19 protein-coding genes and 1 tRNA gene are annotated in these 23,334 nt (G+C 38.0%); 19 read left to right on the top strand and 1 reads right to left on the bottom strand.

Annotated elements, in window-relative coordinates; translation table 11 throughout:
* Positions 1–87 precede the first annotated feature (87 nt).
* Positions 88–3,678 (bottom strand): CRTAC1 family protein, encoded by a 3,591-nt coding sequence (locus tag EFY79_RS17760; RefSeq protein WP_123122087.1) that lies wholly within the window; start codon positions 3,676–3,678, stop codon positions 88–90.
* A 149-nt stretch (positions 3,679–3,827) separates the two neighbouring features.
* Between EFY79_RS17760 and EFY79_RS17755 the strand changes: the two genes are divergently transcribed.
* The 19 genes from EFY79_RS17755 to EFY79_RS17665 all read left to right on the top strand — a co-directional run bounded on the left by EFY79_RS17755 (position 3,828) and on the right by EFY79_RS17665 (position 23,334).
* Complete coding sequence (locus tag EFY79_RS17755) at positions 3,828–5,654, top strand: CRTAC1 family protein (RefSeq protein ID WP_148041967.1); 1,827 nt, start codon at positions 3,828–3,830, stop codon at positions 5,652–5,654.
* Between the two features lie 14 nt (positions 5,655–5,668).
* Positions 5,669–6,502, top strand: coding sequence for an RnfABCDGE type electron transport complex subunit D (locus tag EFY79_RS17750; RefSeq protein ID WP_123122085.1), 834 nt, complete (start codon positions 5,669–5,671; stop codon positions 6,500–6,502).
* A 108-nt stretch (positions 6,503–6,610) separates the two neighbouring features.
* Positions 6,611–6,685, top strand: a tRNA-Val gene (locus tag EFY79_RS17745).
* Positions 6,686–7,267: 582 nt separating this feature from the next.
* Positions 7,268–7,573, top strand: coding sequence for an RNA polymerase sigma factor (locus EFY79_RS17740; RefSeq protein WP_158605243.1), 306 nt, complete (start codon positions 7,268–7,270; stop codon positions 7,571–7,573).
* A gap of 11 nt (positions 7,574–7,584) precedes the next feature.
* Positions 7,585–7,818 carry a sigma-70 family RNA polymerase sigma factor gene (locus EFY79_RS22050; RefSeq protein ID WP_394338874.1) on the top strand — a complete coding sequence of 78 codons (234 nt, stop codon included), beginning with the start codon at positions 7,585–7,587 and terminating at the stop codon, positions 7,816–7,818.
* Positions 7,819–8,169: 351 nt separating this feature from the next.
* Positions 8,170–8,409: a hypothetical protein gene (locus tag EFY79_RS17730; protein ID WP_123122082.1), complete on the top strand. Its 240-nt coding sequence runs from the start codon at positions 8,170–8,172 to the stop codon at positions 8,407–8,409.
* A gap of 306 nt (positions 8,410–8,715) precedes the next feature.
* A complete protein-coding gene (locus EFY79_RS17725) occupies positions 8,716–9,315 on the top strand; it encodes a DUF4255 domain-containing protein (RefSeq protein ID WP_123122081.1) in 600 nt (199 codons plus the stop codon).
* Positions 9,316–9,322: 7 nt separating this feature from the next.
* Positions 9,323–10,687 carry a hypothetical protein gene (locus EFY79_RS17720; protein WP_148041966.1) on the top strand — a complete coding sequence of 455 codons (1,365 nt, stop codon included), beginning with the start codon at positions 9,323–9,325 and terminating at the stop codon, positions 10,685–10,687.
* Positions 10,688–10,744: 57 nt separating this feature from the next.
* Complete coding sequence (locus EFY79_RS17715) at positions 10,745–12,202, top strand: phage tail sheath family protein (protein WP_123122079.1); 1,458 nt, start codon at positions 10,745–10,747, stop codon at positions 12,200–12,202.
* 25 nt (positions 12,203–12,227) lie between these two features.
* Positions 12,228–13,235, top strand: coding sequence for a hypothetical protein (locus tag EFY79_RS17710; RefSeq protein WP_123122078.1), 1,008 nt, complete (start codon positions 12,228–12,230; stop codon positions 13,233–13,235).
* 29 nt (positions 13,236–13,264) lie between these two features.
* Complete coding sequence (locus EFY79_RS17705; protein ID WP_123122077.1) at positions 13,265–14,257, top strand: hypothetical protein; 993 nt, start codon at positions 13,265–13,267, stop codon at positions 14,255–14,257.
* 30 nt (positions 14,258–14,287) lie between these two features.
* Positions 14,288–14,752, top strand: a complete 465-nt coding sequence (locus EFY79_RS17700) for a phage tail protein (protein ID WP_123122076.1) — start codon at positions 14,288–14,290, stop codon at positions 14,750–14,752.
* Positions 14,753–14,763: 11 nt separating this feature from the next.
* Complete coding sequence (locus EFY79_RS17695; RefSeq protein WP_123122075.1) at positions 14,764–15,276, top strand: phage tail protein; 513 nt, start codon at positions 14,764–14,766, stop codon at positions 15,274–15,276.
* 19 nt (positions 15,277–15,295) lie between these two features.
* The gene (locus EFY79_RS17690) at positions 15,296–15,478 is read left to right on the top strand and encodes a DUF5908 family protein (protein ID WP_123122074.1); all 183 of its coding nucleotides are present in this window, start codon (positions 15,296–15,298) and stop codon (positions 15,476–15,478) included.
* The gene (locus tag EFY79_RS17685; RefSeq protein ID WP_148041965.1) at positions 15,468–16,166 is read left to right on the top strand and encodes a CIS tube protein; all 699 of its coding nucleotides are present in this window, start codon (positions 15,468–15,470) and stop codon (positions 16,164–16,166) included. Before EFY79_RS17690 ends, EFY79_RS17685 begins: the two co-directional genes overlap by 11 nt.
* The gene (gene vgrG / locus EFY79_RS17680) at positions 16,159–17,925 is read left to right on the top strand and encodes a type VI secretion system tip protein VgrG (RefSeq protein WP_123122133.1); all 1,767 of its coding nucleotides are present in this window, start codon (positions 16,159–16,161) and stop codon (positions 17,923–17,925) included. The genes EFY79_RS17685 and vgrG overlap by 8 nt, the downstream gene beginning before the upstream one ends.
* A 38-nt stretch (positions 17,926–17,963) precedes the next feature.
* A complete protein-coding gene (locus tag EFY79_RS17675) occupies positions 17,964–18,254 on the top strand; it encodes a PAAR domain-containing protein (protein ID WP_123122072.1) in 291 nt (96 codons plus the stop codon).
* Positions 18,255–18,264: 10 nt separating this feature from the next.
* On the top strand, positions 18,265–18,687 hold the full coding sequence (locus EFY79_RS17670; protein WP_123122132.1) for a GPW/gp25 family protein: 423 nt from the start codon (positions 18,265–18,267) through the stop codon (positions 18,685–18,687).
* A 48-nt stretch (positions 18,688–18,735) separates the two neighbouring features.
* Complete coding sequence (locus tag EFY79_RS17665; RefSeq protein ID WP_123122071.1) at positions 18,736–23,334, top strand: baseplate J/gp47 family protein; 4,599 nt, start codon at positions 18,736–18,738, stop codon at positions 23,332–23,334.

The following is a 23,334-nucleotide window of genomic DNA, read 5'->3' as shown; positions in this document are numbered from 1 at the left end:
TCAATTATTAAATGATAATATAAAAAAGGAGACGACGCTGCAGCAATAAACGTGTAGCAAACTTTAACCGTCCAATTCTTTCTTTTACTACTCACGATTTTGATAAGCCCCTAACCTGATTGCGTTTTTGAAATCGTCAGTAGTCACTTCTCTCGTATTATATTTTTGCTGGTATTCACGGTGCCTTTTATCATTTGGATACGCTGCATTTTTGCCATAAGGATAAGAAGGCATTGCATGAAAAGGAAGCGGGGCAACGGTTTGGCCATGCGCTGTATTTAGATCGCCATCCTTCACCCATCCTTCACTGTAGATAAGAAAATCGCGTTTCCATCCTTTGGGAAGTGGAGGCAGTTTACCCGCGTCAAAATCCATCGTTACCTCGTCACCGCCGTTGCAAATAATATATTCATCATCTGCCTCTTGCAATAAAGGCAAAACATTTCCATACCGGGTATAATATCCGGTGAGGTCGCGCCATTTTTGTCCTTTCGATGTGTTGTAATAATCCACCCATTCAGGGCCAAAAGGGCCACCTTTTCTGTAAGATTCAGAATAGCCGCGGAAGTCCAGGATTGCATTAACCATTTTTAATTCTGTACTTTTCACAGGTGCATTTGTTTTTCCGGTAGAAAAGAAAATTTGGTCCCAATAAATCTGCATTGTAGTGCGAATACGAATACGCCTATCGTCCGGCGTCAAAAATTTATTACGGAGATCAACAATCACCATTTTATCTCTTCCCATCGGGTAACCGATATCTTTTATTACCGTTTGCCATTTGCCTTCTTTGTTCATCACCTGCAGCGACGGAGATTGAATTTTATATGTATCGGTTTGTGTCAATGCAGTATTGATGCTGGCGTCAGGAGGAAAAATCCAGCCTCTCATATAGAGCATTAGATTATTTTGATCCACATTTTTGCCAAGGTCTAATATCAAATCGTGCTCTTCGGCCACGCCCTGGAATTTGGTTAAAGAAAAATTAGAAACATAATTGAAATCGTATTTTTCCAATTTGGGTAATACATTATTTCCCTTTTCATCTACAGCAGAAACAGGTAATTGTGCATTTGCCACCTGGTAAATCTTTTTGCCGGGATAAGGTGGCGCTACAAATTTTTCGTCCACATAGGTGTCAATTGAATCCGGATGATCAATGGCTACCAAAGAGGCTTTATCAAAATAAACGGCTTCCCAAAGTTCTTCACTTACTTTTAAAGTATAAAGCCCATTGCGCGGTTTTAATTTTTCACCGGGTATCAGCAGCCATTCTTTTGAAGGCTCCTTATATGCATACGTAGTATCTTTTCCATTGATGGCGACCGGCATGCCGAGCGCGCTTCGCCAAAGCATGTCTTTCAAAAAAACAAATTGCTTTCCGTCCCACGTAAATAGATAAGGGCAGGAGCCTTTAAGCTGTGCCTGTTCGAGCGCCCGTTGCTTCCGTGTAGGATCGACTATCGTTTGCGGAACGCCATTGGGCCATATAATCCGCAATGCATCTAATTTCGTTCTTGAGCCCACACCAAATTCTACGAGTGGGCCTTTCACCGTTTTTACCTGGTATAAATCGCCGGCTTTCAGCTCTACCTGCGCGCCAACACCAGTACGGTTATTTTTACTGCTTCCGAATGAAAGCCCTGTTAATTGAACCTGTACAAAATTGTTGAAGTTGCCGCCGTCGTTCCTGGCCAATTCAATACCAGTAGTTGCGGAAAAGAAAATATCCCTGTCGCCATCAAAATTAAAATCTGCCAATGCCAGCTTATTCGCCTGCAGCAACTGAGGCGGAAGGAGAGAAGATGCATCAGAAAATCCTTTTACTTCATCATTATGAAACAATTTTACGCCCTGCTGGTTGGTATTTGAATTTACGCCTGCTATGGCGATATCCTGGTGGCCGTCGTTATCATAATCTACAAAACTGATATCATAAATTTTGACACCCTGCAAATAGTTGCTTAGCTGTGATGACGCGGCCTCATCTGCAACAAATTGTCCGGATTCACTTTTAAGAAGAAAGCATTTTCCGTGTTCACCTCCGGCTATCAAAATATCAAGCGCTCCATCATTGTTGTAGTCGCCGATACCCATGGCGGTGCCTTTATACGCCGGGTTTGACAAGCCTGCGTTAGCGCTTACGTCGCTAAAATTTGAATGCCTGTTATTGTTAATTAAATGGATTGTTCCATTTTCTTCCAAAGCGAAAATATCGATATCACCATCATTGTCCCAATCTCCAAAATCCAGATGGGTGACCGGATTTTTATCTTGTGAAAGATTCATTGCAGCAGCGTTTTCAGTAAAAGTGCCATCACCATTATTTCTGAAAAACATTTTTCCGCTTTTTGTGCCGGTCAATAAATCCAAATCACCATCCTGGTCAAAATCGCCAAATAAAAGTGTGGTTACATTATTGGAGTTATTCAACCCTATATTTTCTGTTATCTTTTCAAAGCTGCCATCGCCCCGGTTTTTAAAAACCAATATTCCATTGGTGGTGGCAATAAAAAGATCCTGGTAGCCATCATTATCAAAATCAGCAAAAGTGGCATCCATATCTTTTCCCTTATGCTCAATTCCGCCAGTGACGGTACATTCTTTAAAAGTGCCGCTTTGATTAACGGATAAAAATGGCGTGGAAGTATTGCTGCCATTGGCCACATAGCTTGAATAGACATACATATTTGCCTGTACATCATAATCGGCAACTGCCATCACGCTATTGGTTATATCAAAATTTGCCTTTACGCCTGAACCTGGAATGCCTTCAATTAATTTAAAAGATAGTGGCGCTTTAAAAGAATTGTTAGCAACCGATTGGTTATTGGAACTGCTGTCAAATGCCGAAACTTTTATATTGGTATCAAAATCGAAATATCCCGCCACCATTTTCGGAATCTCAATTTCATCTAAACCGGTTCCATATTCAGGTGAAATTTTCATTAACTCATGAAATTGCTTCAACAAAGCAATTGCCTGTTGTGGTTGGTTTGATTGTAATGCGGCAAGCGATTTTTTATAGGCTATATCAGCGGCACCCGAGAAAGCCGGAGCGATTTTTTTTACGCTTTGTAAATAATACAAGGACGAATCCGTGTTACCGGTTTGGGCAAAAAGCTCGCTCAATACTATTAGAGGCACAATATTAGCCGGCGCCAATTGCTGCACTTTCAATAAATAAATTTTCTGCGAAGGAAGGTTGCCTGAATCTAATTCGGCCAGCATATAATAAGCCATTACATCCCTGCCATTTTTTTCAATTAATTCTTTCAGTAAGGTGGATGCCTTGTCCATTTCATTTTTAAGCGTATAAATTTTGGCCAGCAAAAGTTTTAAATCTTCGTTTCCGGGACTGAGTTCGAGGCCTTTTTTGGCGAGGCTTTCTGCGTCATCATAATTTTGGCGCAAGAGATAAAGCCGCGTAAGGCCTACATAGCTGGAGGTGTCGTGCGGGTCTTGTTTGATAGCTTGCTGAAATGCAGCTTCAGCTTCATCCAGTTGATTTTGCGAAAGGTATTGCAGCGCCAGATCTTTCGGGTTGCCATTTCCAATTTTGGCAGGCTCTTTTGTTTTGCTGACACAGCCTGCAACCACCAGCACTAAAATCAAAAATATTAAAAGAGAGGCGAGGGGGTTAAAACGAAACTTTCGGATTTGAATCAGGGAGACCATATCGGCAATTGGGTAAAGTAAATGAAAAATCGAAGTCGTAAAATTAACGATTATGTCCTTTTACCGATTGAATACCCAATTTATTTTTTAACTTGCTTTCGATTTTGAGAATAATTAAATATAAGGCCGGTACGGCTTTCCTACTCTACATGAATTGGCAAAAAAAAATACCTAAAGTACTAACTGTAATCATATTTGCAGGGCTGCTGATAGGGACAGCGCTTTCATCCCGCAGGCGATCCTTCAGCTCCGATGAAGCAAACAAAAGAAATGTCGCATTAAAAGAATACGGCTTTTTTTTGGAACCAATCAATAATACGGCGGGCATTAACTTTCGGCATCTATGCCCGCAAATTGATCCTAAAGTAAAAAACATCGAAGCACAGATTGCCTCCATGGGCGCTTCAGTTTCTATTGTTGATTTTGATAAAGATGGTTGGCCCGACATTTATTTTACGAACAGCCGTGAGGGGACCGAAAATGTTCTTTACCGCAATCTTCACAATGGAAAATTTGAAGATGTGGCGCCGGCTTTGGGTATTGCGGACGTAAATCAAAAAGGCACCGGAGTTTCGATGGGCGCAGTTTGGGCAGATTATGATAACGACGGATACCGTGATTTGTTTTTATATAAATGGGGAAAGCCTGAATTGTTTCATAATGAAAAAGGCACCGGATTTAAAAACGTGACGCAGGGAAGTGGCTTGCCCGACTGGGTTAATGCAAACAGCGCCATTTGGTTTGACTTTAATAACGACGGCCTTCTCGATCTGTTTATTGGAGGATATTATGATGAAAAATTTAATTTATCTAAATTGTCTACAACGAAGATTATGCCCGAAAGCTTCAGGTATGCCAATAACGGTGGAAGAAATTTTCTGATGGAAAATTTGGGCAATGGAAAGTTTAAAGACGTAACTGTTGAGTATGGCCTAACTTCCACTAAATGGACATTGGCAGCAGCAGCCACTGATTTTAACGGTGATGGTTTTCCCGATTTGTTTATTGCAAATGACTACAATGTAAATGAGTTGTATATAAATGAAAAGGGAAAAAAATTCTCTGAAATCGGCAGGCAATCAGGCATTGGCAATATTCCGAAAAGCGGTATGTCCGTATCATTTGGAGACATTAATAATAAAGGGATCATTGGCGTGTATAACACAACTATTACTGAAGAAGGTATTTTGATCCAGGATAATAATTACTGGGAACCTCAATCAAACCAAAATCAAAATCCATATCCGCGATTTGTAAACCTGGCGCAGCTTTCAGGAATTAATAATGCCGGGTGGAGCTATGGCGCTCAGTTTGGCGATTTAAATAATGATGGCTTTATGGATTTGTATGTAGCCAATGGTTTTATTTCAGGTAAAAAAGGAACCTCTTATTGGTATGATTATTCAAAAGTAACCGGGGGAAACAGCACTATTATTGAAGACGCATTAAACTGGCCTGATATGAATGGGAAAAGCCAATCGGGGTATGAACAAAATAAAATTTGGCTCAACCGTGGTGATGGTTCTTTCGAGGACGTTTCTAATAAAGTTTGTCCTTACGTAACTCATGACAGCAGGGCTGTTGCCATGGCCGATTTATTTAATACAGGAAAACTGGATGTAATAGTAGCCAATCAAAATGATATTCCTCTTGTGTACAAAAATGAACTTCAGAATGGCAACCACTGGGTAGAATTTGAGTTGGAAGGTTCTGAAAGTAATGCAGATGCTATCGGTGCAAAAGTTGAATTGGAATGGGACGGTAAAAAGCAGGCCCAAATTGTAACTGCAGGTATGGGTTTTTCATCTCAAAATCAGCACCGCCTTCATTTTGGAATTGGAAAAGATAGTAAAATAGAAAAGGCAGTTATTTATTGGCCTACTGGGAAAAAATCAATTATTTCCAACCCGGAAATAGATAAATTAATAACAATAAAGGAGCCTGGCCGTGCACAGACTGCCATCAGACTAAACTAAAAAAAATTATCAATATGCCCTGGATTGTTGATCGCCCGAAAGGTTATTTCCAATACGTACCTCCTGCTTTTATTACACTACTTCTCTTTATCGGGCAGTTGAGTTTTCAAATGCTCGACAATTACATCTATATAGTTGTTTCAATTTGCACCGCAATAATTACCGAAATAGTGTTATCAAAATTGCTTTTGGGCAAAATGAAAAGTTTTGCCAGTGCCTACATTACCGGTATAAGTGTAGGTATTTTGATTCGTTCTACAATGATGTGGCCTTACATCATAACTGCAGTGCTCTCCATTATGTCCAAATATGTATTAAGATATAAGGGAAGGCATTTGTGGAATCCCTCCAACTTTGGCATTTCCTGGATGTTATTTATGGCGCCGCTGGATGTGGCTGGGTTAAGCATACAATGGGGAAGCAATTTTATTGGATTGATTGTTATCTGGATTTTGGGATTTGCAATCGTTTACCGCGCGAAAAGATTCCACGTTACTATCACCTATGTTATCAGTTTTATTGTGCTGGCTTATGTGCGTAGCCTTATTGTGGGCGATACTTTCCTGGCTGAGGTCTCTCCGCTTACCGGCCCGATGTATCAGTTGTTCATATTTTTCATGATTACGGATCCGCCCACTTCTGTGTCTACAAGGAAAGGCAGGATTTTGGTGGTGATATTGGTGGCATTGGTTGAATTTGTGTTACGCTTAAATAGTTTTATTTATGCGCCGTTTTATGCCTTGTTTCTTGTGGGGCCTTTAGCCAAGTATATTGATTTGAAGATGAGTGGTCGCAAGGTTAAAATACCGGTTCCTGATACGAAGCCATCCTTTTCACTGCAAAGTTAAAAGGGGCTGCAAACACTGCATTTCTATTTCGAAAAATTGATTTTAATAAAATTCGATTTTAATTTTCCAAATTCCAATTCATCTCCTATATTTGCACTCCCAAAATAAGGGAGCATAGCTCAGTTGGTTTAGAGCATCTGCCTTACAAGCAGAGGGTCCGCGGTTCGAACCCGTGTGCTCCCACAAAAGAAAAGCCACTTACAAGTTTTAAAACTTTAAGTGGCTTTTTTATTTCAATTAAAATTTTTGCCAGCGTTGGCCAAGAAGGATATTATTTCCCATAGAACAGTGAATAAATTTTGCCTATTTCTTTATGATTATTCGGGCAACTAAAGGCCGATATTTCTTTATGTATGACAAGCACAAAAAACACTGAGCAACACACATAAAATATTACATTTCTGCAAATCATGAGCCGTTCATCTGAGCGAACTTTAGATGGCGGAGTCAAATTTTTTTTTAATATATAATTATTAGAAGTATCTTGTATATTCTAACGTCCGGGAAGATAAAGACTCAGGAATTTTTGTACGAATTATTATGTGACTTCCGAAGATCCACTTATCAAGAGAAAAGCTTTCTTTATCAAGAACTAGTAAAAATCCAGTGTTCATGATAGCAATCCGCGAGACGACGGTTGCATCAGCTATTTAATTTTAGCTGCATGTTTATGCATTTTTATCAGAAATGGCGCTTTGTAGAATCTTCTGCTCTTTAAAAAAAGATATCCTAAAATTTTTAATCACCTCCAAATCCCCAAAGGCAATGCCAAGCAATACTGTATTCGATGAAAAGGAAACGCTCTTAGAGTTATCCAAAGGTAATGAAGTAGCATTTGAAAAAATGTACCGGTTTCTCGGCGAACGAATTTATTGCAGGTTGTGCAGACTTTTAAAGTCGGAAGTAATTGCCGAAGAGATTTTGCAGGATGTATTCGTTACAGTTTGGAATAATAGAAGTAAACTAAAGTTGGAAAAATCATTTTGTTCTTATATATTTTGCATTGCCACCAATAAATGTTACGATTATTTCCGCACTGTAAAAAGGAATGAAAAGCTGTTTAGAGAGTAAATCTTAATTCAATTCATTATAGCACAACGGAGCAAGAAGTTACTAACGAAAAATCTTATGAAATGTTATACGATGCTATTGAACTATTACCCCCCAGAAGAAAACTTATTTTTAAGCTTTGCAAAATTGAATGTAAGTCTTACGAACAAATTAGTCTGCAGTTGGGAGTGTCATGTTCTACTATTAGCGATCATATTGTAAAAGCAAATCGCTTCATAAAAACCATATTGTTAGGAAGGCAATAATGTAATTCTTTTATAAAAGTTATTGAATTACTTATAAAAGTTCTGATTAGTTGACTGTTATTTTAAAAATTAAAGATCCAAGCAGAGGAATTCATTTTTACGTCGTATTGTAATTATATTCTGCAGTCTGCAGAAATTTTCAAGTTGACCGAAGATTAGGGTATTTTATTATTTTTATAGTTGATGGTTGTCTAAATTCCCGCCTTTTTTAACCGTAGGATTCAATATCCATAGTTTTAAAATTTTAACAAGTAAGCTGTCTCTTAAACATTTTGCAGTTAAAACAACATTCGAGATGATCTGTATGTTTTTTTTAACGCTCTTTCTTATATTAATCTAACACAAAAGATAATGGATTTATCAAAAAAAATAGAAATATTATTCGAACGTTACCTCGAAAATAAATGTACCCCGGATGAGCTTGAATTATTTTATGAATGTTTTGATGCAGCAAAAAATGAAACAACAATAAAGCAACTTATCCTTGCGGAAATTGCATCCCCTCAATTTCTTAATTCTGATAGTGTGACACCGGAGACAAAAAGAAAATTAGAAAAAATCTTAAAGAAGATGATCAAAGATATTCGTTAAACAAAATAATTTTTTTTTATAAAAATGCTATTCCTTCAAATTTTTCCGCAATGTAACCTGATATTATTCGTGCTAATTAGCTAAGATATTTTTTTCTTAGTCCTCTAAAGAAAAATAAATTTTAATCCTCAGCAGAGGAAAACAATCTTATTTCCGTACTCTTTATAAACGGCGATAGATCAATAATTAGAAAACAGAATTTGCTATTCTTATAGTGCAAGCTACCGCGATTTTCTTCAATATTTTAGAATATTTTAAGGAAGGTTATTTTTCTTCCTGACTAAATAATATGGTCAATTTAAAACTATGATCGATACAACTCTTATATTGCTTAGAGATGAATTGAATTCCTACATTAATTTAAAAGATGCGTCAGTTAACGTAATTCTGGATAATATTGGCCTGTTTGAAACATCAAATGGAGAAAGTCTTACCAACAATATAGTTATTTCATTGGTAAATATTGAAGAAGAAAGCACTTTAAAAAATCAACCTGCTTTAAAAAGGCCATTCATTAATAATAAAGGTATTTATCAAAATCCACCTGTCTATCTCAATCTTTATGTTTTATTCGTTAGCAATTATTCGGGTAATGATTACCCATTGGCTTTAAAAAGGTTATCATATATTATACAATTTTTGCAGGGCAAAAATTCTTTCTCATCATCATCTTCCGTTTTAGGGGGGTCTATAGATTTTAGTAATGATAATGTTACAGATCTGAGGTTTACGCTCGAATTATATACGCTCACTTTTGAACAGATAAATCATCTATGGGGATCACTGGGAGGAAGGCAAATGCCATTTGTTATGTACAAATTAAGATTAGTGGCCATAACAGAAGAAATGCCTTTGCGTGAGGTGCCTGTAGTTGAAGAAATTGATTCAATCATATCAAAAATCTGAAAAGCTAATGTCAAGTGTAATATACAAGACATTGTTTAAGGTGCAGATACTTCACGAGTATTATCTGACCAACAGCGATGAGACAAGTGTTTTTGATAATTTAAATAATAAAGATACTTTCCTGATGGATAATTTTGGCAAGAACATTCCATGTGTAAGCAACGATTTGCAATACCGCTTGCCGAAAGCGATCCAGAATCTGTTTAGCAATTATCATTTGCGGCTTCTTCCTGATTATGCAGGTTTTTCAATAATGACAGAAGTACGAGCGAACGTTCTTCCTGATGGAACCATGGTCTATAAGCCGTTAGTAGAAATACCTGCAACTGTAAACCTTCTTGTTCAATTGTCGCCTAAAAACACTTTGCTGGCCAGTGTTACCAGTAAAAGAATGAATAAAAATATTCCGGCTATTTACTATTTCACAAATGAAGACATTCCTTCAGCTAAAACTTTTCCTGTTTTAAGCGCGGAAATACCCGTCTTTGATTCTTCTTACAGCTACGAACAGGGTGAACTTTACATAGACAACAGCGGAAACGTTTGTCTTTTTTATATTAATGGAAGCAATAAAGATTTTTTACCGGTTACGGGAGATGGTTATGCTAACACCAGCGATGAAATAGTCGTGCCGTTGCAGTTTTCTTATAGTTTTAATAAGACTGATATTGTTACCAAAGTAAACTTTGAATTAAAGAGTCATACAGGCAAAACGGTGCGCAGTTATGCATTTGCAAGCGAGTTGCCTATAAAAAAACAACTCCTAGACTTCAGGTATAATCAAAATCCTGCAATCGCTAATCCATCTGATGAACCAATTGCCCGTTTGCCAGTTTCAGATGCTTCTGCAGAAACTGTCTACACTCTTTCAGTTACTATTAATGATGCTACGACTATCGTCCATAAACTTATTTTTTTTGATGGAGATGATACAGTAAAAGGGTGCTGGGGAATTGTAAACATCAAACCCCAGGTTACCAATGCCGATTACAATTTGTATGATGCAGAAGGCTTAATCATATATCGTAAAAAAGCTGATGGAACTATAATAACTGCGCCAGTTTTTGAGGTTCGTGTAAAAAGCAGATCTGCTTTCTGGCGGTACATTAATGACAGGAATGCGGTGCTGAAAGTAGACCTAACTTCTTCTTTCCTGCAAAGAGACGGCACCAATAACCTTGCGAGCAAGCTACCAAGAAATGCATCTGCATTACCAAGAATGTTCACAGTGAAAGACAATACAGGAAAAATTACAGAAGAAGAATTTCTGCCCAATCCCGAAGAGGAAAGCCAGATAATAATAGAAGGTCAGAAATTTTATAAAAATATATTAGTTCCTCAATCATCAATGTTTCCTGTTGACACAAGTTAGACCTACAAGAATTTAATTTAATCATAACTATTATTAATTAACAATAAACTTTTTTATATGCCAGAATACAAACATCCGGGAGTCTATATAGAAGAAATTCCGCACCTGCCACCATCTATTGCATCGGTTGAAACAGCCATTCCCTGTTTTATAGGGTACACTGAAAAAGCACAGTGGAAGACCCCAACGGATTTGCACAATAAGCCCTGGCGCATAGAATCTATGCTTGAATACGAACAGTATTTTGGAAATCCCGATTCTGAAAAAACAAGCCTGTCTGTAAATATCACCACGGCTAATGGGCAAACAACAGTTAATGCTGCGGTAGATGAAACCAAAAGATCCAAATACCTGATGAATTATTCAATGCAAATGTTTTTTGCAAATGGCGGCGGCCCCTGTTGGATAATTTCTGTTGGTGATTACAGCTCCGGCACGGTTGAGATGAAAGATCTTAGCGGTGATGATACAAAAGGAACAGGTGGATTGATTGAAGCTGCAAAAATTAATGAAATCACCTTATTAATATTTCCTGATTCAATAAATATAGCATCTGAAAATGATTATTATACATTACATACTTTGGCAATAGATCAATGTTTTGATCTGCAGGACAGATTTGTGATAATGGATGTTTATCATGATTCTGCAAACAATAATGCATGGCTACTTGATATTACAAATCCAGATACAACAAAGGGTATGCGAAATCTTTTAGCAGGTGATACAGACCATCTTAAATATGCTGCTATTTATTTTCCGAAGATTTATACTGGAGTAGATTTTTATTACCAAACCGGAAATCCGCCTTCTGACAATGACGCAGTAATTACGGTAACTGGCTCAACGGCTACTACCCTGGCAGCTTTGAAATCAGTTAATAACGCACAATATTTCCAGGCAAAATCGGCCATCACTAATTTGCAAATGCTTTTACCGGTTGCTGCTACTATGGCGGGTATTTATGCCCAGGTTGACAATGCACGTGGGGTTTGGAAAGCGCCTGCCAATGTAAATATTGTAAACGCTATTAGCCCTGAATATTTAATTAATAATCAGCAACAGGATGATCTGAATATTGATCCGGTAGCGGGGAAATCTGTTAATATAATCCGCTCGTTCCAGGGACGTGGCCCGGCAATTGTTTGGGGCGCGCGCACCCTGGCCGGAAATGATAATGAGTGGCGCTATATTTCTGTAAGAAGGTTTTTTATTATGGTGGAAGAATCTGTCAATAATGCGACCCAGCAATTTGTTTTTGAACCTAATGATGAAAACACCTGGATACGTTTAAAATCTATGATTCAGAATTACCTCACAGAGCGGTGGAAGGAGGGGGCTTTGATGGGTGCATCCGTAAAAGAAGCTTTTTTCATTCACATTGGCCTTAATGAAACAATGACTGAGCAGGATGTTCTTGAAGGAAGGTTGATTATACTGGTAGGTATGGCTGTGGTCAGACCTGCAGAGTTTATAATACTCAGGTTTATGCACAAATTACTTTCAGAATCTTAATTTATTTACTCTTCAAAAATAAAATATGCCAACCCCAAATAATAAAAATGAAAATCGCCGGCAGGCAGATATCCCCGATTGTATGGAAAGGGATAATGAGACGCAACAAAAAATAAATGCGCTGAAAAAGACCTATTGCCAGAATTTGGATGCCGCCGACAATGAAATTGAAACATTGAAGATAGGTTACGATACCAATGAAAAAATCTACAGGAGCAAAGAACGCAGGTATCTTTCTACAAGGGAAAACAGCCAGCGTTTTATCAATACTGAGATTAGCATGGGTTCGCAATTGGTGCAATCAAATGAAAAAATGAAGGCAAGTATTGCCGCCTTTAAAACCTGGGATGACTCGCTGGCAGCTCAACTTACACTTGTTTTTAAAACAGTTAAAGACGTAAAATCGAAGATGAGTGATTTACGGGATGCAGCCGCCAAACTTGAAAATTCCAGAACTGATAGTTGCAGTAATTCTGAGTGGAGTATTATAACAGGTAAGAATGATTGTAAAGATGAAAATCAGCAAGTGATACAAAATGAAAACTGTAAAGACGTTGAAAAAGTTATAAACATGCTGTTTGATATGCCAAAGGCGCTTTTAGCAGACATTGACGCAATCTTTAAATCATCATCAGATATTATTGGCATTCAAAAATTTTGCAACGCAGGAAGCCTTGTTGTTTTGCAGGATAATTTATACAATAACGCAAAGGATTTTGATAAATTCCTTGTAGACACCATCGCTGTAAGAAAAAGTGATCTTGATGTTCGTTTACTGGAGTTGAAAGATGCATTGCAAAAGAGAACAACTTCAGTTATGGACTTATACAGTCAACGTTGCAATTATGCAGGCATCCACAGCACACTGGAAAAAATTTGTTGCCCGAAATGCGGTTGTGTAAAATCTGCAGATGACTGCAAACCAAGGTTGGAAGAATGCGCAGAAGATATTTGCAATATATGTGGCGAAGTTAAGTATGCATTTATAAAAGAAGAAGTACCGCCCCCTGCAGCAGAAACCACTGCAGCTTAAATCTATTTTTTACTATAAAAAAAAATTCTATGCTTTTACTCAATTACAATACTAAAGAAAAAATGCAATGCGATCCAAAAATTAAGGATTGCTGTGTGAAAGAGAAACAGCCGCCTGAAACCAACACAGCTGGCGATTGCTGCTACGATGGATGGATTATCGAGTTTAAGAATTTTGACTCAAGATTTAAGAAGGCTGACAATACAGTTAATTACATTACAAAAAGATTAGAGCACCTGGGCACACAAAGAGATATGTGGAAATCCTGGAAAGATGAGCTTGATAAAGTATGCGACTTTACAAAGAAGATTTGCCGCCAACTTGAAATAGTGCTTCATCATACTTCAAGAATAAGCAGGAATGAATGGCTTACAAAAAGAGCTATAAACTTATTGTTTTGTATGATACGGGATTTTTATATGCAAATTGATTTATTGAAAAAAAAATATGACCACCTGGTAAATTGTATAAAATGCCTTAATAATCCGGGCCTTGTTCCCGGCCAGGGAGTGATGGCTTTGGTAGAAGATTATGGAAAGAAGACCATTATAGTTTTACAAACGAGGGACACACTTCTCGAAGCAGTAATAACCAGCATTAGTATGGTAAATAATATAAACAAAAACTTAGGTCACCACGGCCATCAATTCGGGCTTACAACTGTTTTGCAGGAATGGAAAAGAGTTTTCAACTGTGAAGGAAAAAATGAAGAGGAAAATGATGATAGAAGACGAAATGAATTTGGCAGGGAAGATTTTTACAAGCAAGATCGTGAACAGGAATTTGAAGATACAGGGTTAGAGCCTGATTTAAGATTTCCCGTTTGCGAAAGCAAATATTACAAAAAGATTGAAGGGAGATACCAGGAAGATTCCAAAAAATATACTGATCTCAGTAAATGGCTTCTTGAAGAAACCAAAGAGCGGGATAATCTGAAAGCTTTAAGAGATGGTTTAAGTTCGGTAATAACCGATCCTAATGTTGATCCTTCAAAAAGATGTGCAACCAGTGGAACCAAATAAATATTCAATCACTTCAAAAAAAAATAATTTATGGCAGACGATCCAAAAAAAAACTATCCCCTTCCTAAATTCCATTTTCAGCTTGAATGGGGTGGAACGCGTATTGGTTTTACAGAAGTTACAGGCCTTGATTTTGAAACACAGGTAATTGAATACCGCGAGGGAAGCAATCCCGCATATCATAAATCAAAACAACCGGGACTTACGAAGTATACAGATATTGTTCTAAAAAGAGGTACGTTTCTTGGCGATTTTGAATATTTCGAGCTCTGGAAAAAAACATTCATGTTCCAGGAAGGTAAGGAAAAATTCAGAAGGGATGTAAACATTAAGCTACTGGACGAAGAACATAAACCCATCATTACCTGGTCGCTTGCAAAGGCGTGGCCATCAAAAATTCAATCAACAGATTTGAAAGCAGATGGAAATGAAGTAGCCATAGAAACAATGACACTTGTACACGAAGGGTTGATCATTGTAGAAGCAAAATCTTAATAATTAAAGCTATGGATGCAACAGATCCTTACCAGGCGGTCAACTTTCATTTCAGTGTTGAGTTTAGTATTGGAAGTAAGGATATAGATGTAAGGTTTCAGTTTGTTTCCGGTCTTGATTCAACCATCGATACTGAATCAATTAAAGAAGGCGGTGAGAATCGTTTTGAACATGTGATACCGTTACGCAGAAAGTACGGACCGTTGATATTGAAAAGGGGGTTATTAAAGCCAAAAGATTCTGGCCTTACAAGATGGTTGCAGGATGCTTTTGAACATGAAAAAATAGTGCCCCTGGCTTCTGTCACCATTAAATTGCTTAACGAAGACCACACCTCCTCATTACTGTATTGGACCATAAGTAATGTATGGCCAAGAAGTTGGAAAATAGGTGAGCTAAATGCAGAACAGGGAAATGTTTTAATTGAAACACTTGAACTCAATTACAACAGGTTAGTAACAGATAATCCTGCAGAAATAAGAAATGTCGAATCTGCAACGATTGCAGGGCAACAAAACAATTAATGAATTTAACAATTGAATTATGCCAATAGAGATACGCGAACTGGTAATAAAAGCGACCGTTACACCGGGTGACGGTTCTCAGGCTTCCGGTAGCTCTGCAGGATCTTCGGGAGATGATAACAACGTTTCCAGGCAGGAAGAAATTATTAGCGCCTGCGTTGAAAAAATTATGGCCATCTTAAAAGAAAAACATGAGCGGTAGTCTTCATAAATTAGTTATTCATTGTTTTAAAGACAAAGATTTTAAAACGGAGATGAAGGACGCCATGTTCACAGTTCCAATTAACCCGGAATCCTTTATAAAAAATGTAAAGGTAGAATTAGAAACAAGAAGCGCAACAGGCAGTTCCGGGAAAGATCCTAAATTTAAAGAAGCAGGTAAAGAAGAACTTAAACTGGATTTTATATTGGATGGCACCGGCACGATGGAAGGTTATTTTGCAAAAAAAAATGCCACTGTAAGTGAATCCCTGGCCGGATTTCTAAAATGCGTAAACGATATTGTTCCTGAGACGCACCGTCCGCCGTTTTTAATTATTTTTTGGGGATCAGAAATAAAGTTTTCCTGTGTACTCTCAAGTGCAGATATTAACCACACCTTATTTGACCCCAAAGGATTTCCTATAAGAGTGAAGATCAGTGCAACTTTTGTAGGTTATAATTCACCCGAAGCGCAAAAAGCCTTGTCAAAAATAAATTCTCCGGATTTAACTCACTATAAAAAGATTGATGCTTCCGACAGGCTGGACCTGGCAACGTATCATATTTATAATGACTCAAAATATTTTTTACAAATTGCAAAAGTTAATAATCTGGTATCCACACGCAACTTAAAAGCCAATACCAATATTTATTTCCCTCCTTTTGATAAAAATGAAAACAATGGCTGAACCACTTATTCCCAATACATCCTTACATGATACTGCATCATTCGATATCAGTATAGAAGGTAAGCCATTGAATACCTCGTACCAATTGTTGTCACTTTCAATTATAAAAGAAATTAACAGGATACCAGTTGCAAAGCTGGTATTTCGGGATGGAGAAGCCGCTGAAAAAAGTTTTGAACTTAGTAACGATGATGCTTTTGTTCCCGGGAAAAAAATTTCAGTTCAAATAGGGAGAGACGGTAGCAATACGCGGCTTTTTACCGGCATTATAATTACTCATGCCGTTAAAGTAAGGGCAAGCGGTAACAGTGAATTATATATTGAATGCCGTGATAATGCTGTAAGTATGACAATTGGCCGCCACAGCAAATATTACCAGCAATTGAAAGACTCAGATCTTTTTCACCAACTGGTTATAAAATATGGTTTGACCGATGATATAGAATCCACAATCCTTGTACATAAAGAAATTGTGCAGCACCATATCTCCGACTGGGATTTTTTATTGCTACGTGCAGAGGCCAACGGGATGCTTGTAACTGTGAGTGACGGGTCAATAAAAATTGCAGCTCCTAAAACGAGTGTTGCCCCTGTTTTAACGATTACATTTGGGTCTTCTATCCTTGAATTTGAAGCAGAAATGGATGCACGAACCCAATGGCAAAGCGTGAAAGCTGTTTCATGGGATTATACCAATCAGCAATTATTTATGGCAGAAAGTTCTTCTACAAGTTTATCTGAACCGGGAAACGTACCTGGAAATCAGATCGCCAGCGCTACAAAAACAGATTATGAGATGCATCATAGCGGTCATCTTTTACAACAGGAATTGCAATCATGGGTTGATGGAGCCTTCATGAGAAGCCGGCTTGCAAAAGTCAGGGGCACAGCAAAAGTTGAAGGCTTCGCCGGTATTCATCCGGGAGATATGGTTAAAATCGATGGAATTGGGGATCGGTTTAACGGTAACGCCTATGTAACTGCGGTAAGACAGGATGTTGGCCAGGGATTATGGGAAACACAAATACAATTTGGCTTCCACCCGGAATATCATGTACAGCTTCACAAGGATATTCCTGATGTGCCTAACGCTGGATTAGTCGGTTCCATCAATGGATTGCAAATTGGCAAAGTAGTAAAACTTGAATCTGATCCGGATGGGGAAAACAGGATAATGGTGAGAATTCCCGTAATTGATAAGAATGCACAGGGTATCTGGACAAGAGTAGCTACACTTGACGCCGGACAAAACCGCGGATCATTTTTTCTGCCTGAAATAGATGATGAAGTGATAGTAGGTTTTATAAATAATGATCCGCGTCATGCGGTTACACTTGGTATGCTGAACAGCAGTAAAAATCCTGCACCCATTACTGCGCAGGATGCGAATGATAAAAAAGGTTTTACTACACGAAGTAAGATGCATTTGAGCTTTGATGATAATACTAAAACTATCACTATTGATACCCCGGCCGGGAACAGCATTACAATAGACGAAGCAGGAATGCAAATCGAAATAAAAGATCAGAACAGCAATAAGGTTACCATGAATACCTCTGGTATTACTCTTAATAGCCCAAAGAATGTGGAGATAAAGGCCGGTGTTAATCTCACGATGTCTGCTGCAGCATCTTTGTCTATTAGCGCAGCTTCTTTATCAGTGAAAGCAGATGCAGATGTAAGTGTGCAGGGGGCTATCGCAAAACTTTCATCACAGGGTATCACGGAGATAACAGGTTCAATTGTAAAAATCAATTAGAATTTACAGTGAACCAATAAATAAATAGAAATTAAATTATGCCATCAGCAGCAAGATTAACGGATATGCATACCTGCCCATTGGTTACAGGAGTAGTGCCCCATGTAGGTGGCCCAATCTCAGGCCCATGTGTGCCCACTGTATTGATTGGTGGACTTCCGGCTGCAGTTGTTGGAGATATGTTGGCTTGTGTTGGCCCACCCGATGTAATTGCCAAAGGTTCCGTTACGGTTTTGATCGGAGGAAAGCCTGCAGCAAGACAAGGGGACTTAACAGCGCATGGGGGTGTTATTGTAGTTGGTTTGCCGACCGTACAAATTGGCGGATAAAATATATGAAATGGATAAAAATATGGATTTCCTCGGAACCGGTTGGGCCTTTCCACCGGAATTTGACTTTGATAGCAAGGAAGTAAAAAAAGTAAGTTATACAGATGATATAGAGCAAAGTCTTAATATACTTTTATCTACAAGCCTTGGCGAAAGGGTTATGCAACCACAATATGGTTGTAACCTGGCAGATTATTTATTTGAACCACTGAACAGTACTTTAATAGGGTATATCAAAGACCGGGTACGAAACGCTATTATGTTTTATGAATCGCGGATTAGGATTGAGAGTATAGATGTTACGGCCGATGATTCACCCGAAGTTTTACAGGGGCAGTTTACTATTTCAATTACGTATTCTATTCCTGAAACCAATTCAAGGTTTAACTATGTATATAATTATTATGGAAACGAAGCATTGTCTCCTTTATAAAACTGCCGATGCGAATGTTTTCTATTCATTTAAACAGGTAATATTTTTATGTTTGATTGCAAAAACCTGGTACACCCTTTTCAAAACGATCCCGGCTGCAGCCAGTCGCAACGGGTGATGGAGGATTTGTTGAACGCATCTACAAAAATTGACGGAAGAACCCTTGCGGATTTACTCAATTATTTTGTAGAGCTGTCCTCGCATATTAAATATACTTATGCAACTCAAGCCGAAACAAGCGGCAACTATTCGTTAAAGGAAGCTAATTGGGAAAGTTTTTTTGCCGGTAGCAACACGCCATTTATACTCGCTTCTGCATCAAAAAACAATTCAGCCGGAATTTCTGAAAAGCTGCAATTGTATAACTTTCTGCTCAGCAAAAATCCAACAACAGAAAGGCTGCAATTGCTGCTCTATTATTTTTATTTCAATACAATCTACAGGATTGATAATTTATATTCTTCTGTTCAATTTATCGGATTGCCTGTTGTTGCGACTATAGAAGCAGCGGTAAAAAATAAGCTGCAGGTTCACGTCACCACCTTCATCAGAATTTTTTATACGGCACATAAAGTTTTAGGTGTTAAGCTGATAGACTTTACCTCCTTCTTTAACCAAAAGGGGATATGGAACATTGCAACTGATGTAACTGCGGGAGATGAAGAAATAAACGCTATTGATACAGGCCGGCTTGATCAAATTGTGGCAATTCAATATGCTTTTAATAATTCTACCTCTGCTATTTTGCAAGCTGTGGATACTATTTCAGCTTCTGCAGCCGCTAACATTCAGCAAAGCCTTACCGGCTTAAAAGAAGAATTGAACCAGCGGTACAGTCCACACCTTGCGTTGTTGTTTACCTTCCTCAATATCTTCAGAAAATTACAGGATAACCTGAATGGTTATACGAAAAAGCATCTTGATTTTTTTTACCAGACTGTATTACGGTTAACACCCAGAGATGCCCAGCCTGATAAAGTTCATATTGTTTTTGAATTGCAAAAACAATTAAAGCAGTATGCACTCAAAAAAGGCTTGCTTGTAAAAGCTGATAAAGATAAAAACGGCATTGAAATAGATTTTGCAATAGATGATGATATTGTAGTAAATAAAACGCAGGTAGCAGATATACGCACCCTGTTTTTAAACAACGGAAATGTATATGATGATGTATATGTTGAAGGCGCTTATATGGCGTTAAAAGCAAACACCGCCGACGGTATTGATAGAGATTTTACAGATGATCCAAAGAATTATCCAACACTTGGCGGCAAATACAGTAAGTATATCGCACCCGGTAAGAAATCTCCACAGAAATATCCTTCTGCAAGAATTGGTTTTGTTCTTGCTTCAAATGTTTTATTATTGAATGAAGGCGAAAGGACGATTGACATTACATTAAACTGCACCCTGAAAGACAATTGCTCTACAGTAAACGAAGTTTTTCGTGAGAAAAAGAGTTTGATTAACCCTGCAAAATTATTTACCTCCGTTAAATCAGTATTAAGCGATGCCTATATTTATATAAACAGCCAGTTAATAAACCAGGCAAAGAAACAGGGGCTTGATTTAACCAAGGCAAATTTAATCAGCAATCAATTTTTAAGAGAAGAACTTCCAAAGCAAATTTGCTGCGCAGGCATTGCAGCCTATAAAGAACGGGATGACGCTACCATTTTACGTGAAGAGTGGGACCGTTTTTTAAACCAGAATAATTTTACTGAAGATGAACAAAATTTTCTGTTTGGCATTTTCAAACCCTTTAAGCCTTTCAGGGCTTTGTTCAGTGGTGAAAAAGGCTGGATCGAAGCTGCGAATACAGATCGTAAAATAGTAACTGATCCGCTTTCTATATCCATTACAGGCGATGCAGCTTCATTTGTTATACAGATTATAGCAACCATACATGCCGGCATGCCTGCTATTACTTTTTATAATAAAGATGTCTTATTGGAAGACCTTGGAAGCATCAGCCCGCTGGTAAAAATAGATCTGAACGATAATATAAAACTTGCATTAACAGATGCAATATTAAAGAATACAAATCACGACTGCTGTTTTGAAAATGAACAAGGCATTGCAGGAAGAGAGATTTCATTGTATCATTTTTTTAGGGATACGATAATTAATGACAGCAAAATAACTGTGAAGGTTTGCGGGCTTAAAAATTTCATCGTCCAGAATGATGAAAGCGTGCAGGATGTAAACAGTCCCATCTATCCATTCGGAACGAGGCCTGCTATCATTGATTTTGATGCAGTAAACTCAAACGTAAATTCAGATTCAAGTACAACTTCTGACTCTCCCGACAATATAGAATTAAGAAATAAAGAGATCACCGAAGAAAAAAAATTAATAAAAAACCTTGTTGGGCCAAATTTCTATGTTGGCAGTGCAGAAATATTTTCGAAGAAATGGAATCAGCTTTGTGTAAATCTTAATTGGAAAGATAAGCCGGGCGATTTTAATGAATATTATAAGGCTTACCTGGTAAAATATAGTGAGGTGGATGGAAAAATAAAATCGGTATATGGATTAAATGAAAGTGACTTTGAAGTAAATCTTGCATTACTCAGCCAGGGTGAATGGATAAAAGAAAAAGGTTCAAAAGAAAAAGTTGCCTGGGATAGACTCTTACCGGATTATAATAGAAACCTTTTTCCTAAAATGGCTTGCGACCTATGCGCCGGTGTTCGTCCCTTTACCCATTCATTTTATATAGTACCGGAAGATTTTGGAAACCCTATTGTTGAAGATAATCTCTTAACCGGCTTAAAAAAATATGATACTACATCCAGAAAAGGATTTGTACGGTTTACGATGGAGAAGCAGGATTTCCTGCATAAGGATTATGCGTTTGTTCTTGGTCGACAGATGATGGCATTAGGCCGTTTCCCGGACGTGATTTTGGAAAATGCCGTATACCTTGTTAATCAGAAAGATGGTAGTTCTGTTATAGCCTATCAAAATATTGGAAGCACATTATTTCTGCTTGAAAAATCTATTGAGGACGCAGCCAATGCTGCTAAAGACACTAAGGATGGCGCTGATGCACTTGCAACAGACTATGCCACAGACCCTAATTCTGTACAAGCTGAAATAAAAACAAACAAAGAATCTGCAAACACTACAAAAGAATCTGCAGATACTGTTGCATCAAATTTTGAGAAGATCCAGAATTTTTTAAAAATATTTGATAAGGATGGAAAGCCTATCAAAGAAATCGCCGTTCTCATTCCCAATGAACCATGGACGCCCATTATCAGCAACATGGAGCTCGACTATACCGCGACAGCCGATAGTATAGATATTACTTTAATTCATTTGTATCCTTATAAAGACACTTACAAACAGGAAGCGCTCGCCCTTATTCCTTCTCTATTTCCCTCTTTCTGCGATGAAGAAACTTTGTTTATCGGGCTAAGTGATTTGATGCCTGGCAGCAATGTAAATTTATTGTTCCAGCTTGCAGAAGCAACTTCCGATACTGAATTGGACGTTGAAACGGTTTCCTGGAAATATTTATCCAATAACCAATGGTTCAGTCTCCGCACGGGTTTTGAAATCCTGGAAGATGGCACAGAAAACCTAACCACTTCCGGAATTATACAATTTTCACTTCCCGGTAATATATCTGCTGATAATACAATAATGCCTAAAAGTATATATTGGATAAAAGCCGCAGTGCCTTTGAACAGCCGGGCTGTTTCTGAAACGTTCAGCATCCAGGCACAGGCAATGGAAGCCACCTTTGTAATTGATGCAAAAAATGATACGGGCAGGCTTTCCGGGTCATTGGAAGAGGGATCGGTTTCAAAATTAAAAGTAGCAGATGCAAATATTAAACAGGTATTACAGCCATATCCATCATTTGGCGGATCTCCTCCTGAATTAACCGGCGATTATTATACAAGAGTAAGCGAGCTGCTGAGACATAAAGGAAGGGCTATTCAGAAATTTGATTATGAAAGAATTGTACTGCAAGCTTTTCCTCAAATTTTTAAAACAAAATGTATCAACCATAGTTTCTTTTTAAGTGCGCATGAATATGATAACGATTTTCCTGTTGCACCGGGCTATGTATTGCTTGCAGTAATACCGGACCTTACAAAACTGATGGCGGCTGAATCTTTTGAACCAAAGGTTCCTGAAAGCATCATTGAAGATATTCAATCATATCTCTGCGCCCGTACTTCACCATTCGTTAAAATAAAAGCAGTAAACCCACGGTATGAAAAAATAAATATTTGCCTCTCTTTGATTCTTAGAGAAGGCTACGATAAAAATTTTTATAAGGACGAATTGATGAAGGATTTGAGAGAATTTCTTGCACCCTGGGCGGTCGGTATTTTTGATAAACTGAGGTTTGGCCAGTGTGTAAACAAATCTGATTTGGTTTATTTTCTTGAAACAAGAGAATATGTTGATTATATAACCAGGATGTCAATTCAAAGTGAGTTTGATAAAAAAACTTTTTCAGAAAGTACTACAGAGATTTGTCCGCTTACGCCACGCTCGATTTTATTAGCGGGCGATATACAGGTATGTTTTGAAGAAAATGGCAAACAGGAATGGAAAGCGAAACCGTGTGATAAACCTGCACCAGTAATACCATTGAACAAAGAGAAAACAACGATACTTCTTTAG

This window comes from Hanamia caeni, from assembly GCF_003721595.1.
GTDB classification, from domain to species: Bacteria; Bacteroidota; Bacteroidia; order Chitinophagales; family Chitinophagaceae; genus Ginsengibacter; species Ginsengibacter caeni.
This window is presented reverse-complemented; position numbering and strand designations above follow the sequence as displayed.